A 16,043-nucleotide genomic window follows, 5' to 3' on the forward strand; every position below is an offset into this window, starting at 1 on the left:
AAATTACATTGATAACTATAAGAAAATTAGAAGTCAACAAAAACTTGTCTAATTATCCCCTTTAGAATTCAGGAAATTAGTAGCCTAGAAAATAGTGTTTTTTTTTAGTTCCCATTTTTAGGGTTCAGTGCCACGTGTGTGCGGGTTTCTTTTTGTTAAATTTAATAGGTAAATTTTTAAAAAGTAAAAAGAATCCTAGCACACTTAATAATATTGCAAAAATTATATAAAAAGCATTAGAAAAATAGTGTTGTAATAACCAGCTCCCTATAAACGTGCCAGGTATGGCACTCACACCAATTGTGATGCCTTGATTAAAAGCAATCTTTTTTTGTTTAGTATAACCAATAGCACCGATAATAGCGTTAATCATAACAATTACAAGTCCTGAACCAGCAGCTATACGAGGTTCTAAACCAAATAATATCAATAAGAACGGTACAAAGATAAATCCCCCACCAGCTCCAATAATAGTGCCATAAGCGCCAGCAAAGATACTGATCAACAGTAATACCAAAATTACACTTAAAGTCATTTTGTCATCCCTATCATTTTTTCTTAATCTTCTCATGTAGGTTTGACAAAACTCAAATAAGGATTAGTTATAGCCTATTACTAGAAGGAATGCTATATAGTATCAAACTCGTGTTAGAATTTATATAAGGTTAAAGAGGAGGGGAGAAAGTGAATCTTGAAAGTATAAAGATATTTTGTGATGTTGCTGAAACAAAAAGTTTTACTCAAGCTGCACAAAACTATTTTATTTCTCAACCAGCTGTAACGAAACAAATGAAGCAGTTAGAAAATTATTATAACGTGACATTATTTGATCGTAATGAGCGAAAACTAAAACTAACTAAAGCAGGAGAAACATTTTACCCGTTTGCGAAAGAATTAATTAGAATAAATGAAATTGCATTTCAAGCAATACAGAATGAACTCAATGAGCAAAATCATAGGCTGGTTATTGGAGCCAGCTTTACTATAGGAGAATATTTATTACCTCAAGTTATCAGTGAGTTTAAAAAGCAAAATACGAATGTACAAATTGAATTATCCATTGGTAATACACCATCAGTTCTTGAAAAATTAAACTTAAATGAAGTAGATGTTGCATTAGTCGAAGGTGTTTTCCAAATAGAAAAATATGATGTATATAAATTTGCAGAAGACAATTTAATCGCAATATGCTCAAGTCAAAATAAATTATTGAAACAAGATTCAGTAGAATTAAGCGATTTACTTAAAGAACAATTTATAGTTAGGGAAAAAATGTCTGGGATGAGGAAAATTATAAAGAATGAGTTAGAAAGACACAATATGACCTATGCTCAATCATTTATGGAATTAGGCAGCATACAAACAATTAAAAGTGCGGTAGAAGCAAATTTAGGGATTAGTTTTCTACCGAAAATTGCAGTAGAACGTGAATTAGCATTAGGTGTTCTAGGAAATATTAATGTGACTAACTTAAACTTAAGTAGAGATTTTTGGATTGTACAAAAAGATACAGAATTTAGGAAACAAATTGTAAGACAATTTAATGACTTTATTAAGGGAAAAAATTTTAATTGAAATTGTAAGCGTTAACAACTAGGTGGTGCAAATATGAATTATCAAAAAGTGGCCAAAGATGTTTTAAAACATGTTGGCGGTAAAGAAAATATTAAACATGTAACACATTGTGCTACAAGGCTAAGGTTTACATTGTATGAACAAAGCAAGGTAGACAATGAATCGATTAAACAAATGAAAGAAGTTATTGATGCTGTAGATAAGGGAGGGCAATATCAAGTAGTTATCGGTAACGAGGTAGAAGATGTTTATAAGAATTTAATGAAAGAAGGTAACTTGGAAGACAATCATAACAATGACAGGGAAGACGAAGTAGATAATAGAAATATATTTATTAAATTGTTAGACGTGATTGCTAGCATATTTACACCTATTATCCCTGTATTAGCTGGTTCAGGTATGATCAAAGCATTAATTGCGATTATTGACACCTTTAAGTTAACCAATTCAGATACAGCTGTGCATAGAATATTAACCATACTAGGCGATGCTGGATTTTATTTCTTACCGGTTATTTTAGCTGTTTCTGCAGCGAAAAAATTTAATGTTAATCAATATATTGCCATTGTTATCGGAGGTGTATTGCTGCATCCAGCATTTATTCAAATAGTGAAAGAAGGAAAATCTTCAGGAGAGGGTGTTTCCTTTTTAGGGATGCCTGTGGGTTTAGTTGATTATGCTTCAACAGTTATTCCAATCATACTTGCTATTTGGTTTATGAGTTTTGTAGAAAAACAACTTAATAAGTTTATACCTAAAGCCATTAAGATTGTATTAGTGCCTATGTTTACGATTCTTATTGTAGCCGTCGTAACACTGATTGTCTTAGGACCGATTGGGAACTATTTAGGAATTGATTTAAGTTACGTTTTTGCAACGTTGAATGTTCATGTAGGTTGGTTAGTTCCTACATTAGTTGGATTATTTATGCCACTACTTGTTATGACTGGTATGCATTATGCTCTAATTTCATTAGGAATTAACGAACTTGCTTCTAAAAACTTTGACCCAATCGCTGGCCCTGGTATGTTTGTATCCAATTTAGCACAGGCAGGAGCTGCTTTTGCAATTGTTTTTAGAACTAAAAATAAAGAATTAAAAACATTAGCTAGTTCAACAAGTTTCACTGCGATTTTCGGTATTACTGAACCAGTACTCTATGGTGTCAATTTAAGATATAAACGACCACTGGTTGCTGCTATGATTGGTGGCGGTGTAGGTGGTTTGTATTATGGTATCACAGGAGTAGGAAGATTTGCGCAGATACCACCAGGCATTTTATCGATACCAGGTTATATTGGACCAGATGGTTTTGGCGTTTTAATTCATGCCATTATCGGTATTATCATTGCCTTCGTCGTTGCATTTTTAATTTCATTAACCCTTGGTATTAATGAAGAAACTTTAGACGTAGAAGAACAGCACAACGCTTCAGATAATAACCAAATTGCTGATAAAGATACATTTACAGGAGCTCACGTAAATGCACCTATAACTGGGGAGGTTATTCCACTCAATGAAGTCAATGACCCTACGTTTGCTGCTGAACTGTTAGGCAAAGGCGTAGCGATTAAGCCGACAGAAGGTAAGGTTTATGCGCCAGTTGACGGCACGATTACAGCACTGTTAGATAGTCATCATGCGATAGGTATTACGAGTGATGAGGGTGTAGAAATTTTAATACATGTGGGACTAGATACTGTCGAATTAAATGGCCAATTTTATTTTCCACAAGTTGAAAACGGTCAAGAAATTAAGCAAGGACAGCTATTATTGGAATTTGATTCTAAACAAATCAATGATGCTGGTTACGAAACGACAACGCCAGTTATTATCACGAATACTGCTGAATTTGATGATGTGGAAACCATAGTAAATCAAACTATGACACATGGCGAAAAAATAATAAATATTAGCTGAAATAGATATAAAAATAATAGAAAGAAGGTATATTATGAGTTTTCCTAAATCATTTATGTGGGGCGGGGCGACTGCTGCAAATCAATGCGAAGGCGCATATAATCAAGATGGTAAAGGGTTGAGCACTGCTGACGTCATGACGTCATCGAAATATGGACAGCCAAGAGAAGTAACTCAAACTATTGATGAGACAAAACATTACCCTAGTCATCATGGTGTAAATCACTATGAACGTTATGAAGAAGATATTAAACTCTTTGCTGAAATGGGTTTTGAATGTTATCGCATGTCTATTGCGTGGTCTAGAATTTTTCCAAACGGCGACGATGCTGAACCGAATGAGGCAGGGTTGCAATTTTATGATAATATATTTGATTTATGCTTGAAGTACAATATAGAACCAATTGTCACGTTGTCCCATTTTGAAACGCCATTAGGTTTACAAAAATATGGTTCATGGTTGAGCCGTGAGGTTGTAGATTATTTTATGAATTACTGTGAAACAGTGTTCAAACGTTATCAGGGAAAAGTGAAATATTGGATTACCTTTAATGAAATTAATGTGATGTCAACGAAACCTTGGATGGCTGGTGGCATTCAAGAAGATACTGAACAAGCTAGGATGACTGCTGCGTATCACCAGTTTCTGGCAAGTGCCAAGGCAGTCCAACTTGCTCACGATATGAGCGGAGTATATCAAGTTGGTATGATGTATAACGGACATATTGCATATCCAGCGAGTCCCGATCCTGCTGACGTCATTCGTACAACCCAATTTATGCATCAGATGCTTTTTTACGCTGATGTTCAATGCCGTGGCTACTATCCAAATTATAAAATAAAAGAGTTTGAAAGAAACCATATTACGCTGCCAATTGAAGATGGAGACTTAGACGAACTTCGTGCTGGTACTGTTGATTTTATTTCATTTAGTTATTATTTAAGTCACATTGTAGGAGAAGATACACCTTTAAAATTTGTTGGGTTAAACGGTGTGAAAACAGGTTATAAAAATCCGACTTTAGATACAAGCGATTGGGGATGGTCTATCGATCCTTCAGGTTTAAGATATATTTTAAATTTATTGTATGATCGTTACCAATTGCCGTTAATGATTGTAGAGAATGGTTTAGGTGCAGTAGATAAAGTTGAACAAGACGGTAGTGTACGTGATATGTATCGTATAGAATACTTAAAAAAACATCTTCTAGAACTGGAAAAAGCAATTGAGATAGACGGAGTACCTGTCATGGCATATGCGATGTGGGGTCCTTTCGATATTATTTCTGCAAGCACCGGTGAAATGAAAAAACGGTATGGCTTTATATATGTAGACGTCGATGATGATGGCAACGGCACTTATAATAGATATAAAAAAGATTCATTTTATTGGTATCAAAAAGTAATTGAGACAAATGGAGCTTCATTAAAGTTTGAATAACATGAAATCATAGAGGTGGAAAAATGGGAAGACAATATATAGTATTCACAAGTGAATACGGAAGTGGCGCGCGTTTAATTGCTAGACAGTTAGCAGAAACATTAGACATTCCATTTTATGGCGAGGTAGATTTATTAAATGAAACTGCTAAATACCTTGAAATTGACACACAGGTTCTACATAACTTTGATCAATATGGTGAAGTAGCGGAAATAGATATAGAAAAAATCATTGATGGCTATCAGACGGTCATTTTAAATATCGTGCATAAAGGGCCATGTATACTAATGGAAAGAGGCGCAGATTATATATTAAAAGATGCAGTTTCATTCTTAAATGTATATGTTTACGCACCTGATATTGCTAAGAAAATTGAACGAGCAGTTAAAATTGCAGGCCAAAGTGAAGAAAACGCAAAAGCATTTATTCAACAACAAGAGCAATCACGTGCAGCGTTTTATCAACAATATACAGATATCACAAGAGCTGAATTAAGTGAATATGACTTATGTCTGAATTCAGATACTTTGACTGGTAATGCGCTAGATATGTCAATTTGTGTCGATATGATAAAGAGTGCTTTACAGTAACTTTAAAATTTACCGTTTATGATACTTAATTCTTCAATAGGTATAACCCAAAATATATGATTGGTTAGAATAATTGTTTCCAGCGTATTATATGGAAAAGAAAATTGAATTGAGGCATCATCAGTAATCACTCGCTAAATGCAAGATGCTGATGATGCCTTATCTTTAACATAGTTATCATTTACGAATTGATTATATTTTAGAATACACGATTTTGCTCGATTTCTACAAAAACTATGATATATCGTTTAGATTGTTTATGACTGAAATCATATCATCTTGAATCACTAAATCTGCATCGTTATCGTAAGGTGTAGGGTCTCTATTAATAATGATTAAGTTTTTGCCATCAAAATTTGAAATAAGACCAGCGGCAGGCTGAACGACAAGCGAAGAACCTAAGACTACTAAAGTGTCTGCCGCTTTAATCTTGTGTAGCGCATCAAAGATAGTGTCTTGATTTAGCGTTTCTCCGTAAAGCACGATGTCGGGTCTAATGATACTGCCACACATTTCACATTGATGTAATTGTTTATCAATGACATAGGGTTTTGTATATTTTTGATCGCATTGCAGACAATAAAATCGATTTAATGTGCCATGTAGTTCATCTGTTTGGGTACTGCCAGCATCCGAATGTAAGCCATCAATATTCTGTGTAATAACACCTAGTGATTGATGATCTCTTTCAAGTTGAGCAATCCATTGATGTACGACATTCGGTTCTTTATCGGCAAATAGTAAATACTGATGACAAAAACGAATAAAACCTTCTGGCTCATTTTTAAAATAATCTTCACTTAATAGGTACTCTGGGGAGTAACCATTTTTTGAAATTTCATCATATAAACCGCCAATAGAACGAAAGTCAGGGATGCCACTTGCCACAGATATACCTGCACCTGTGAAAAACGTGATTTTATCAGCATTATCTATAATACCCCTTAATTGTTCAATTTTCTGATTCATGTCTATCACTCCATTAGAATAGTAACGTCTGACCGAATTTTGCAAATCCTTTGATTACACTTACGTCAATTTTTGAAAATATAAATATATCTTAGTTTTTATATTGTAGTATTTGTACCAGGCCCCACAGGTATACCTAATAGATACCAAATGATAAATAAAATTGTCCATAAAACTAAAATAACAATTGAATACGGTAGCATAACGGATACCACAGTACCAATGCCGTTATGTTTATTGTATTTTTCAGCTACAGAAACGATATAAGGGAAAAACGGCATTAATGGTGAAATGATATTCGTAGCCGAATCACCAATACGATAGGCGACTTGAGTTACTTCTGGAGTAACACCTAACTGCATAAACATTGGTATAAAAATCGGTGCCATTAAAGCCCATTTTGCAGAATCAGCAGCCATCAGTATATTGATCATTGTGGTCATCAATATTAATATAATTAACGCTGTTAACCCATTAACATGCAAGGATTTTAATAATTCAGCGCCATTTACAGATAGCACTGTGCCAATATTTGTATATTCAAATAAAGCTACAAATTGAGCAGCAAAAAAGATTAAGACAATAAACTCAGACATAGTTGTTAACGAATCACTCATTAATCTAACAGCATCTTTATCGTTTTTAATCTTGTGATCAATGATGCCATAAACAATACCTGGTATTAAAAAGATCAGCATCATAGAAAATATAATACTATGTATAAACGGAGAGTCTATAAAATTCCCGTTGTCACCTCTTAAAATACCGTTGGATGGCACAACCATCAACCCTATTATAACAAGCACAATTGCTAATGAGATATTTGCCCATTTGAAAGCTTTGTTATTAATTTCATTAAACGTTGTATGTTTAGGTGAATCGTATTTCCCTAAACTAGGTTCGACTATTTTATCAGTAATGAATGTACCAATGATAACGATTAAAAAAGTAGATACAAACATAAAAAACCAATTGTCCGTAGCATTGACAATATAATTTGGATTTATAATTTGTGCTGCTTCTGTTGTCATACCACTTAAAATGGGGTCATTAGTACCTAAAAATAGGTTAGCAGAATACCCACCAGCAACTCCACTAAAAGCAGCTGCCAAACCAGCGATAGGGTGTCTATTAAATGATAAGAAGACCATGGCCCCGAGTGGTACTAAAACAACATATCCTACTGAAGCGGCTATATTTGATAATATACCTAGTAATACAATCGTAGGCGTAATGAGCGATTTTGGGGCATTAGCTACAGATTTTTGGATAAATGCACCAAGGTAACCGGTTTTTTCTGCTACGCCAACACCTAACATGGCAACTAGCACGGGGCCAAGCGCAACAAACGAGGTGAAATTCTCAACGACATTCGTAAATACATGAGAAATACCAGAGGAAGTAAGTAGACTAATAACATGAATGGTTTGGCTTTCTACTTTATTGTTGTCTGGATTGATACCTTTAAAATCAACCGTTATATCTAAGGTGTATAAAATATGTGACAAAATAAATAAGATAACAGTAAAAATTAAAAATATAGTTACAGGATGAGGGAGTTTGTTACCTAAGTATTCAATTTTACTTAAATAATGAGTAACTTTATTATTTTTCATAAAACCACTTCTTTCCCGATAGTTATACTAATGATTTTAAACCAAAAGCTAAGAATTTCAATCACTTTTGTTAGTACAATTTAGGTTAAACCGATCTTATTAAAATATTTAATCACCTAAATGAATCGGTCCGCCTGGCCCTACAGGTCTACCGAGTGAATACCAAATGATCATAAAGATAGTCCAAATGAGCCCGCCAATAATACTATATGGTAATAAATTTGCGATTAAGGTACCGAGTGCAATTTTCTTATTATATTTACGTGCGACAGTTAATAAGAAGGGAAGGTACGGAATCATAGGCGTAATCGGATTGGTGATCGAATCACCAATTCTATAAACCATTTGGGTAAATGCAGGATGAAAACCTAAAGTTGCAAACATTGGGATGAATATCGGCGCCAAGATGCCCCATTTGGCGGAAGCACTACCCATAAAAATATTGATTGTTGCTGTAAGTAGAATTAATCCAATAATTAAGGTGACACCGCTTTGGTGTTGTAGTAATTTAGCGCCATTAATCGCAATAACTTGACCGATATGACTCCAATCAAAGAAAGCCAATAATTGTGCGGCAAAGAAAATAACAATAATGAAACTACTCATATCAGACATACTTTGTGTCAGTATTTTACCTAATGATTTACTATTTTGTATTTTTCCGCTTTTAATTCCATAAATAATACCAGGAATAGCAAAAGTAATTAAGAGTATCACACCAAAGCCGTTCATTAAAGGTGAGTCTACGAGCAATTGTCCAGTTTCATTATTTCTTAAAAAGCTATGTTTAGGTATGGCTATAACAACGATACATACCAACCATAACACTAACATCCAGTTCGACCATAACAGTGCTTTACCCTCTTGCTTAGTAAATGTTTTCTTATCTACGCTAACGTCTGTATCTTTATCTATACTTAAATTTTGAAAACGGGGTATGGTCACTTTTTTCGCTAAGATATAGATAATTGGGACTAATAAAAAAGTCGATATAGACATAAAGAACCAATTCATTGCTATATTAATTGATATATCGCCCTCAAATAATTTTAGTGCAGATTGTGTAAATGAAAATGATAACGCATCGTCTAGGCCTATGATTAAATTTGCCCCATAACCTACTTCAACTGCAGCATAACTCATAATTAATCCAGAAATTGGATGATAGCCTAGTTTAATAAAAATCATTGCCGTAAGCATTGGCATAATCATAGGCGCAGCGCCACCTGCAGCGTTGCCTAAAATAGATATTAAAATTAAAAATGGTAATACAAGTTTATGTGGTGTCTTATCGACAACACTATGTAATAAATGTTCAAAATACCCAGTCTTTTCAGCAAGTCCCATACCAATCATAACAACTAAGACCATACCTAAGGCTGGAAAGGTTACGAAGTTGTTTATGGTTTCTGTTAATATTTTCGTTAGACCTTCCCAATTTAGCAAATTGACCACATGAATTGTTTTATTATTTGTTGGTTGTGTGGCTTGGACATTAAATAAAGATAAAACCCAAGATAAACCAAGCACAATGAGACATAACAAGAAGAAAAGCATACTAGGGTCAGGTAATTTATTACCTGCACGCTCAACTCTAGTTAGAATATTAATAGATATTCGTTTCATCATATCATTTTGAACCTCCCATAAAAATTAAATTAAGATATTATTATAACAGATAAAATTCAGAATTATTTGATTTTTTAAACGTTAAATACATCATATATTAAAGTTAAAAACTATTGTTTATGAAACAATGACATCTCTAGCGTTAATTATTGTTCGTTAAGTAAAAAACGAGTCAGAAAGCTAAGCACAATAATAAATGTTTTATATGGGATATAAAGACAAATTCAAAATAAATACATTTTAAATAATGATTTTTATAAAGTGATTCAGCAGTTAGATTAAATAGTATTATTAAAAAATATATTAAGTTATGAAAGCCTACTTAATACAGTCCTCAAAAATATATAATATTGCACAAAAAAATTTTGAAAATAATATCTACACATTATTTCTTATAATAAGTTATGATGAAATGTAGATTTATTAAAGTGAGTATCAAATGTTAATTATTTTGATAATCAGAAATAAGCAAAAGTTCATCTATTAAGATGAACTTTTTGTTTTAAAATTACGTACTTTTATTGAAAGGTAATATATTCATTAAATTGCGTATTGCAGATGGTTTTATAATAAGGAGGGGAAGGCATGCAAGATGAAAATGATCTATATAAAATGATCGTAGAAAAAAGAGATAGTAAGTGTCTAGAAATTCTATACGATCGTTACGAGTCAGTATTATTTAATTTGGCTTACAAAATTACACAAGATAAGCAATCTAGTGAAGAAATTTTACAAGATATTTTCATGAAAATTTGGCATCAAAAAGCAATTTTCAAACCAGAAAGGGGCAAGTTATCAACTTGGCTTATTACGTTATGTCGTAATGGAGCGATTGATATTGTTAGAAAAAGAAAGGTCGTAGAAAGCCAATTTGATGAAACATTTCAAGGTATCCAAACGAGTAGTTTACCTGAATATGATTTATTAGATAAGGAATGTTCTGAGGAAATACAAAAAGATGCTTTCATATTTGAACAAAGATCAACAGAAGATTATATCCTTATTTTATTACAAGGGGTTGAGCCAACAAGAAATTGCAGATAAATTAAAAATGCCTTTAGGTACTGTGAAAAGTAGACTGAGATTATCAATAAAACATTTAAATAACTATATTAAAAAGTTTTTGAGAAGGGAGAGTGAAGAAAATGAAAGATAACAAAGTTGATAAAATATATGAATATTTCAATGATAAGTTAAGTGAAAGTGAAAAAGTGCAAGTTGAACAAGAATTGAATATGTCATCTGAAAGTAAAGAAACTTTAGATAGTATTAATATTCTTCATCAAACTCTTCCTTACAGTAATAAAGAAGTTGACCCTCCGACGGGTATGAAACAAAGAATCTTAGAGTCAGTTTTAAACGAAGAAAATGGTGCCGATATAAATTCAGAAGTTGAAAAACAACAGGATAAAGAGGATGATAACCATTTAACTGCTGCACAATCATATAAAAGTGGTATGGGCGATTCAAGCGAAACACATCAATATAAAAAGCCAACGACATCACCTAAACAAAACGATGATAAAAAACCTAAAATACCTTTATTCCGACGGATTTCTGTAGGCATTATGGCGGCGTTATTATTATTATCTTTGATAGGAAATGGTGTTCAATACTTTAAACTAAAGGAATCGCAAAACCAATCTACTCCAATGATTAATACGAATGACGCTCAATCCATCAATTTGAAATCTATGGATGAAGATAAGACACAAGGTCAAGCTTACGTATCCAGTAATAAAACACATAGTAAATTAATGGTTGAAGCCAACGACATTGAAGCTACAAAAGGTAATGAAGTCTATCAAGTTTGGGTAATCAAAGATAATAAACCTTATCCTGCAGGCACATTTGCAACGAAGAATGATAAAGGTATGGTTGTATTTGATTTAAGTGATATGGATGTAGATGAGAATGACACGATTGCACTTACGTTAGAACCTTCACCAAATAATAATGAGCCTAAGGGACAAATGATTATGGCGAGTAATAAAATTTAATAAAATAAAATTTTAAAAATTTCTCAAAGGATCACAAATTGATGTGATCCTTTTCGTGTTTTTCTACGTATATTTTGTAATTACTTTTTTTATAAAAATACTAAACGTTTTAATTAATTTAGCAAATTATTAAATAAGGTGGGGGAGAACAATGAAAATAACTATTAAAGAAGTTTTATTAAGTATTGGAAAAAACGCATCAAAAACTTCTGAAAGTGTAAAGTTAGATACCAACAAAGTTTGTAAAAAGATCACTTCAATGTATCAAGATATAGACCCAGAAACTATTTTTATATTAAAAGACTCAAAGAATGCAACTTATTATATGCAACAAGCTTACGAAATGAAGCCTCTATTTATAATTACAGATGCACACCCGTCTAAACTTAAACATTTTGAATTGAATATACCTATCGTTTATGTCGATGATTTCCCTAAAGTTGCTAATAACTTGGTAAAATTATTTTATAATCCAGCTATAAAAGGGATGAAATTTATTGCTGTCACAGGGACTAATGGTAAGACTACGACGAGCCACATGATTGGTAATTTATTAACACAACTTGGCGAAAAAGTTGCTATTATCGGAACAATGGGCGTATATGATTGTTATTATCATAAACTTAATTTCAATCATACAACGCAGACCACACCGATGTATTTTGAAATGGCTGAGATCATAAATTATTTTTATAATAAAAACTATGATTATATTGTTTACGAAGCTACATCTATAGCATTAGACCAAAGACGGACAGATTTTATTCAAAATGATTTAGCAGTTTTTACGAATTTTAGCCCTGAACATTTAGAATATCATGGTAGTATAAGCAATTATTTAAATGCCAAATTAAGATTAGATGACTTGAGCTTATCCAATTTAGTTAATTTAGATACAAAATCATATCACAGTATTGTAAAAGACCAGTTCCATTTTTCAAGTCATCCATCGGCCTATTATCATATGGAGAATGATTTAATTAATATCGTTATTAATCAAAAACAATATACAGTTAAACCACGTTTTCAAGGGGGACATAACTACATTAATTTGGCTGCAAGTATATTTGCTTTGCATAAATTGAATTTCGATATTCAAAAGATAGTTGAAGCTGCAATGGTAATTGAATCGCCGTTACATCGCTTTCAAATTATTAAAATAAATAATTATGTGATTATTTTAGATTTTGCGCATACTTCTTTAGCAATCAAAGAATCGATTAACAATGCTTTGAAATATAGTGAAAGTATAGAAAGAAATTTGAATGTTATGGTTACAGGTATTGGGCTTAGAGGGCTCGATAAAGTAGAAAGAACGATATCAAATGTGCCTGATGGTATTAATAAATTAATGCTTGCTGCTGAACAAGTAGGGTATGTAGAGCCTAAAACAATTATTAATATGATGGTTAAACATTTACCTTCAAGTTATAAGGTGAATGATGTTTTAAAAGGTGTTTCTCGAAAAGAAGGGATAAAAGAACTTTTATACGCAACAGATAAGGAAAAAGAAATTATTTTACTTACAGGCATTAATGAGCCGCAAAATTATAAAGGTAAAAAATATGAGCATGATGATGAGCAGTATATTAAAACATTATTATAGAGGTAAGGTATAAATGGTTTATTTTTAAAAAGGAGTATTATGTTTAAAAGAGGCTGAGGCAAACGATGTTTCAGCCTTTAACATTGTATTGGCAGATGGTGGCTAAAATGGAAATGTAAAGTCCTCAACAGTCTTAGCATTCGTATGCTTTATTCCTAGTGGGAGAACGAAGCCATTTTATAAAAATACGATTTCTGTTCCGCTTCCTTTTATGCTTGCTTAATGTGATGTTATGAAAACGGTATACTTTTTAAAATATAATTAAAAAGCACCCTAAAAGTGGATTTATTAAATCCAACTTTTAGGGTGCATATTAACTAAGATTCGTTAAATTAGCTAATCATCACTTTCATCAGATAGCCTTGGTCGTCAAAGAAAGCTTTGTACATACCATTGTTTGTTTCATAAGCCATATATGAACCATTATCTGTTTTGCCCTCATCAGTCATGTGGTTAGACATATGTGCTTTTTTGAACATGTCTTTACTTACTGTATTCGGTTTTGTATCAAAAGTAATGTGAACGACTTGGCCGTCTTTATTCATATCTACCATTGTACTATCAACTTTTTTACTAGAATCAACCGTTTTATCAGATGCGGCTGTATTAACTTTATAACCATCAATCATCACGTTGTCGTATTTTAGTGCTCTTACAAAGTTATAGTCTTGAGTAAATTGGCCATCATAAGTTGTATAGCCATTATAGTTGTAATAAGGCATCATAGTTTCTTGAGCCATATGATCCATGCCCATGTCGTTTTGATTCATGTTACCTTTCATGTCATGGTTCGTGCCCATGTCGTTTTGATTCATGTTACCGTTCATGTCATGGTTCATGTTCATGTCGTTTTGATTCATATCGGCCTGCATATCTTGGTTCATGTTCATACCTTCGTTCGCTTGCGCTGTACTACTTGCACCTAACAATAAACCTGTAGCTATTGCTGATGATGAAAATAATAATAATTTATTATTCATAAACTTTCGCCCCTTTTTATATTTAATGATCAATTTCGAATCGCCTGAAAACAAGTAACAAATTAACGTATCATCACATTCACTTTGTACGTAAGGCCCCCTTTTTATGCTATTCACTAATATATACGTATGTTTAACGTGATAAGTTCACTTTTTTATAAAAAAATTTCGTGAAATTAAAACATGCTTTTAGTGTGAGCTTCTTTGAATTAAAGTCATGAATCATAACGCTATCAATACTATTTTAATAACTCATTACTAAAAAATTGGTAATCACGAAGCCTGCTTCACCCTGTAATCCATTTTTATTTAATGAAAAAGCAATGGTAACACAAGGATGAATATGTACACTTAATACAAAAAAGAGCGTAGCTTGATTAGAGAAACAATTATATTAATAGGAGATTTTTATAGCATAACCAAATGTATTAACAAAATAAGCAGACATATCTAAGTGTGAATATACATTAATAATTTAATTTGACACACGAAACAATATTTTGTAGATTATAAATAATACGAAATATTGTTTTAAAGAGGTGATGGTTATTAGAAATACTTTAATATTATTGGAATCATCGTTAACGAATTTGAATCCATCGGAATATAGGGTGGCGCAATATGTTATAGATCACCCGCATGAAACAATCAATAGTTCAATACAACATCTAGCAAACCTAACAAACGTCAGTGAAGCGACGATTGTTAGGTTATCTAAAAAAATTAAATGTAAGGGTTTTCAAGATTTGAAAATGAAAATTGCAATGGAACTTAATAACGCCAACGAAAGAGGCCCTGATTATGATGAATTAAACATGAACTATTCAAAAGAAAGTGTGATTAATAGCATTTCTCAAAGTAACATTAAATCTATAAAAAATACTGCTCAAATTTTATCACCTGAGGAACTAGAGCAAGCAATATTAATATTAAATAAAGCTAGGAAAATTTGTGTTTTTGGTATTGGAGCTTCATCTATTATCGCAGAAGATTTGAAACAGAAGTTAACACGTATTGATAAATGGTGCGAGGTTGGTAAGAGCTACGATGAACAAGCGACATTGAGTGCTAATTTAACGAATGAAGATGTTGTCATTGCCATTTCGAACACGGGGCAAACAGAAGATATGATACAGTCTCTGTCATTAGCTCGTGACAAAGGCTCGCAAATTATTTCTATAACTAAATATAGTAAGAATTACATAGCTGATTTAGCAAATATTAATTTGTTTTTTAGTTCTGTAGAAAAGCCAGTGAGGAGTGCAGCTATGAGTTCACGCATCGCAATGTTAAATGTTATAGATATTTTATTTATATCATTAGCTAGTAGAAATTATGAAAGGTATACGAAGTTGTTAGAGAACACACGACAAGCAGTTAAAGTTAAAAAAAGAAAATATTAGAGGAGTGTATTGATATGAAAGTATTAATGGTTTGTTCAGGTGGTATGTCTAGTTCTATGATTGTTGACGCTGTAAAGAAAGAAGCAGAAAAAGAAAATTTTAATTTAGAAATTAAAGCAGTTGGAACGGAAACATTTGAAAATCAAATAATTGACTATGATTTAGGTTTAGTAGCGCCTCAAGTGAGACATCGATTAGATAAATTCAAAGAGGTGGGAGAAGCGGCAAATAAACCTGTAGATGTTATAGATCCAATGGGATATACGCCAATAGGGGCGCCTAAGATTTTAAAGCAAATACAAACGTATGCATAA

The 16,043-nt window shown here is 32.5% G+C and carries 15 protein-coding genes; 10 read left to right on the plus strand and 5 right to left on the minus strand.

Translation table 11 applies throughout. The features are described from left to right. Positions 1-124: 124 nt before the first annotated feature. Positions 125-535 (minus strand): sulfite exporter TauE/SafE family protein, encoded by a 411-nt coding sequence (locus KA900_RS12655; protein WP_210139703.1) that lies wholly within the window; start codon positions 533-535, stop codon positions 125-127. Between the two features lie 149 nt (positions 536-684). Here KA900_RS12655 and KA900_RS12660 point away from each other — a divergent pair, with 149 nt between their 5' ends. The 4 genes from KA900_RS12660 to KA900_RS12675 are packed head-to-tail and all read left to right on the plus strand — an operon-like array spanning position 685 to position 5,526. Beyond that, on the plus strand, positions 685-1,575 hold the full coding sequence (locus KA900_RS12660) for a LysR family transcriptional regulator (protein WP_096808110.1): 891 nt from the start codon (positions 685-687) through the stop codon (positions 1,573-1,575). A 33-nt stretch (positions 1,576-1,608) separates the two neighbouring features. Continuing rightward, a complete protein-coding gene (locus tag KA900_RS12665) occupies positions 1,609-3,495 on the plus strand; it encodes a beta-glucoside-specific PTS transporter subunit IIABC (protein WP_210139704.1) in 1,887 nt (628 codons plus the stop codon). A 34-nt stretch (positions 3,496-3,529) separates the two neighbouring features. Then, positions 3,530-4,936, plus strand: a complete 1,407-nt coding sequence (locus tag KA900_RS12670; RefSeq protein WP_210139705.1) for a glycoside hydrolase family 1 protein — start codon at positions 3,530-3,532, stop codon at positions 4,934-4,936. A gap of 23 nt (positions 4,937-4,959) precedes the next feature. After that, positions 4,960-5,526 (plus strand): cytidylate kinase-like family protein, encoded by a 567-nt coding sequence (locus KA900_RS12675; RefSeq protein ID WP_210139706.1) that lies wholly within the window; start codon positions 4,960-4,962, stop codon positions 5,524-5,526. Between the two features lie 234 nt (positions 5,527-5,760). Here the strand turns inward: KA900_RS12675 and KA900_RS12680 are convergent, their stop codons facing one another. From KA900_RS12680 to KA900_RS12690, 3 genes are all read right to left on the minus strand, one after another. After that, the gene (locus KA900_RS12680; protein WP_096808114.1) at positions 5,761-6,495 is read right to left on the minus strand and encodes an NAD-dependent protein deacylase; all 735 of its coding nucleotides are present in this window, start codon (positions 6,493-6,495) and stop codon (positions 5,761-5,763) included. Between the two features lie 98 nt (positions 6,496-6,593). After that, positions 6,594-8,111 (minus strand): AbgT family transporter, encoded by a 1,518-nt coding sequence (locus tag KA900_RS12685; RefSeq protein ID WP_096808115.1) that lies wholly within the window; start codon positions 8,109-8,111, stop codon positions 6,594-6,596. 108 nt (positions 8,112-8,219) lie between these two features. After that, positions 8,220-9,740: an AbgT family transporter gene (locus tag KA900_RS12690; protein ID WP_210139707.1), complete on the minus strand. Its 1,521-nt coding sequence runs from the start codon at positions 9,738-9,740 to the stop codon at positions 8,220-8,222. Positions 9,741-10,325: 585 nt separating this feature from the next. Here KA900_RS12690 and KA900_RS12695 point away from each other — a divergent pair. The 4 genes from KA900_RS12695 to KA900_RS12705 all read left to right on the plus strand — a co-directional run bounded on the left by KA900_RS12695 (position 10,326) and on the right by KA900_RS12705 (position 13,346). Then, the gene (locus tag KA900_RS12695) at positions 10,326-10,784 is read left to right on the plus strand and encodes an RNA polymerase sigma factor (RefSeq protein WP_245339196.1); all 459 of its coding nucleotides are present in this window, start codon (positions 10,326-10,328) and stop codon (positions 10,782-10,784) included. Continuing rightward, the gene (locus tag KA900_RS14830; RefSeq protein WP_245339197.1) at positions 10,699-10,896 is read left to right on the plus strand and encodes a sigma factor-like helix-turn-helix DNA-binding protein; all 198 of its coding nucleotides are present in this window, start codon (positions 10,699-10,701) and stop codon (positions 10,894-10,896) included. Before KA900_RS12695 ends, KA900_RS14830 begins: the two co-directional genes overlap by 86 nt. Further along, complete coding sequence (locus tag KA900_RS12700) at positions 10,886-11,740, plus strand: anti-sigma factor (RefSeq protein WP_210139708.1); 855 nt, start codon at positions 10,886-10,888, stop codon at positions 11,738-11,740. The genes KA900_RS14830 and KA900_RS12700 overlap by 11 nt, the downstream gene beginning before the upstream one ends. 151 nt (positions 11,741-11,891) lie before the next feature. Then, positions 11,892-13,346, plus strand: coding sequence for a Mur ligase family protein (locus KA900_RS12705; RefSeq protein ID WP_210139709.1), 1,455 nt, complete (start codon positions 11,892-11,894; stop codon positions 13,344-13,346). 332 nt (positions 13,347-13,678) lie between these two features. Here KA900_RS12705 and isaB read toward each other — a convergent pair whose 3' ends face one another. After that, on the minus strand, positions 13,679-14,326 hold the full coding sequence (gene isaB / locus KA900_RS12710; protein ID WP_210139710.1) for an immunodominant staphylococcal antigen IsaB family protein: 648 nt from the start codon (positions 14,324-14,326) through the stop codon (positions 13,679-13,681). Positions 14,327-14,868: 542 nt separating this feature from the next. On the opposite strand from isaB, the gene KA900_RS12715 reads away from it, so the two are divergent. Both KA900_RS12715 and KA900_RS12720 read left to right on the plus strand, forming a co-directional pair. After that, a complete protein-coding gene (locus KA900_RS12715; protein ID WP_115341790.1) occupies positions 14,869-15,729 on the plus strand; it encodes a MurR/RpiR family transcriptional regulator in 861 nt (286 codons plus the stop codon). Between the two features lie 14 nt (positions 15,730-15,743). Continuing rightward, complete coding sequence (locus tag KA900_RS12720; RefSeq protein ID WP_210139711.1) at positions 15,744-16,043, plus strand: PTS sugar transporter subunit IIB; 300 nt, start codon at positions 15,744-15,746, stop codon at positions 16,041-16,043.

Origin of the sequence: Staphylococcus sp. GDY8P120P (genome assembly GCF_017892065.1) — a bacterium.
Taxonomy (GTDB): Bacteria; Bacillota; Bacilli; order Staphylococcales; family Staphylococcaceae; genus Staphylococcus; species Staphylococcus nepalensis.

Excerpts from the sequence above, each read along its gene's own strand:
- KA900_RS14830 (WP_245339197.1), top strand. The coding sequence starts at position 10,699 with ATGCTTTCATATTTGAACAAAGATCAACAGAAGATTATATCCTTATTT.
- KA900_RS12680 (WP_096808114.1), bottom strand. The coding sequence starts at position 6,495 with ATGAATCAGAAAATTGAACAATTAAGGGGTATTATAGATAATGCTGAT.
- KA900_RS12700 (WP_210139708.1), top strand. The coding sequence starts at position 10,886 with ATGAAAGATAACAAAGTTGATAAAATATATGAATATTTCAATGATAAG.
- KA900_RS12715 (WP_115341790.1), top strand. The coding sequence starts at position 14,869 with ATGGTTATTAGAAATACTTTAATATTATTGGAATCATCGTTAACGAAT.
- KA900_RS12705 (WP_210139709.1), top strand. The coding sequence starts at position 11,892 with ATGAAAATAACTATTAAAGAAGTTTTATTAAGTATTGGAAAAAACGCA.
- KA900_RS12685 (WP_096808115.1), bottom strand. The coding sequence starts at position 8,111 with ATGAAAAATAATAAAGTTACTCATTATTTAAGTAAAATTGAATACTTA.
- KA900_RS12690 (WP_210139707.1), bottom strand. The coding sequence starts at position 9,740 with ATGATGAAACGAATATCTATTAATATTCTAACTAGAGTTGAGCGTGCA.
- KA900_RS12675 (WP_210139706.1), top strand. The coding sequence starts at position 4,960 with ATGGGAAGACAATATATAGTATTCACAAGTGAATACGGAAGTGGCGCG.
- KA900_RS12665 (WP_210139704.1), top strand. The coding sequence starts at position 1,609 with ATGAATTATCAAAAAGTGGCCAAAGATGTTTTAAAACATGTTGGCGGT.
- KA900_RS12720 (WP_210139711.1), top strand. The coding sequence starts at position 15,744 with ATGAAAGTATTAATGGTTTGTTCAGGTGGTATGTCTAGTTCTATGATT.
- isaB (WP_210139710.1), bottom strand. The coding sequence starts at position 14,326 with ATGAATAATAAATTATTATTATTTTCATCATCAGCAATAGCTACAGGT.
- KA900_RS12695 (WP_245339196.1), top strand. The coding sequence starts at position 10,326 with ATGCAAGATGAAAATGATCTATATAAAATGATCGTAGAAAAAAGAGAT.
- KA900_RS12655 (WP_210139703.1), bottom strand. The coding sequence starts at position 535 with ATGACTTTAAGTGTAATTTTGGTATTACTGTTGATCAGTATCTTTGCT.
- KA900_RS12670 (WP_210139705.1), top strand. The coding sequence starts at position 3,530 with ATGAGTTTTCCTAAATCATTTATGTGGGGCGGGGCGACTGCTGCAAAT.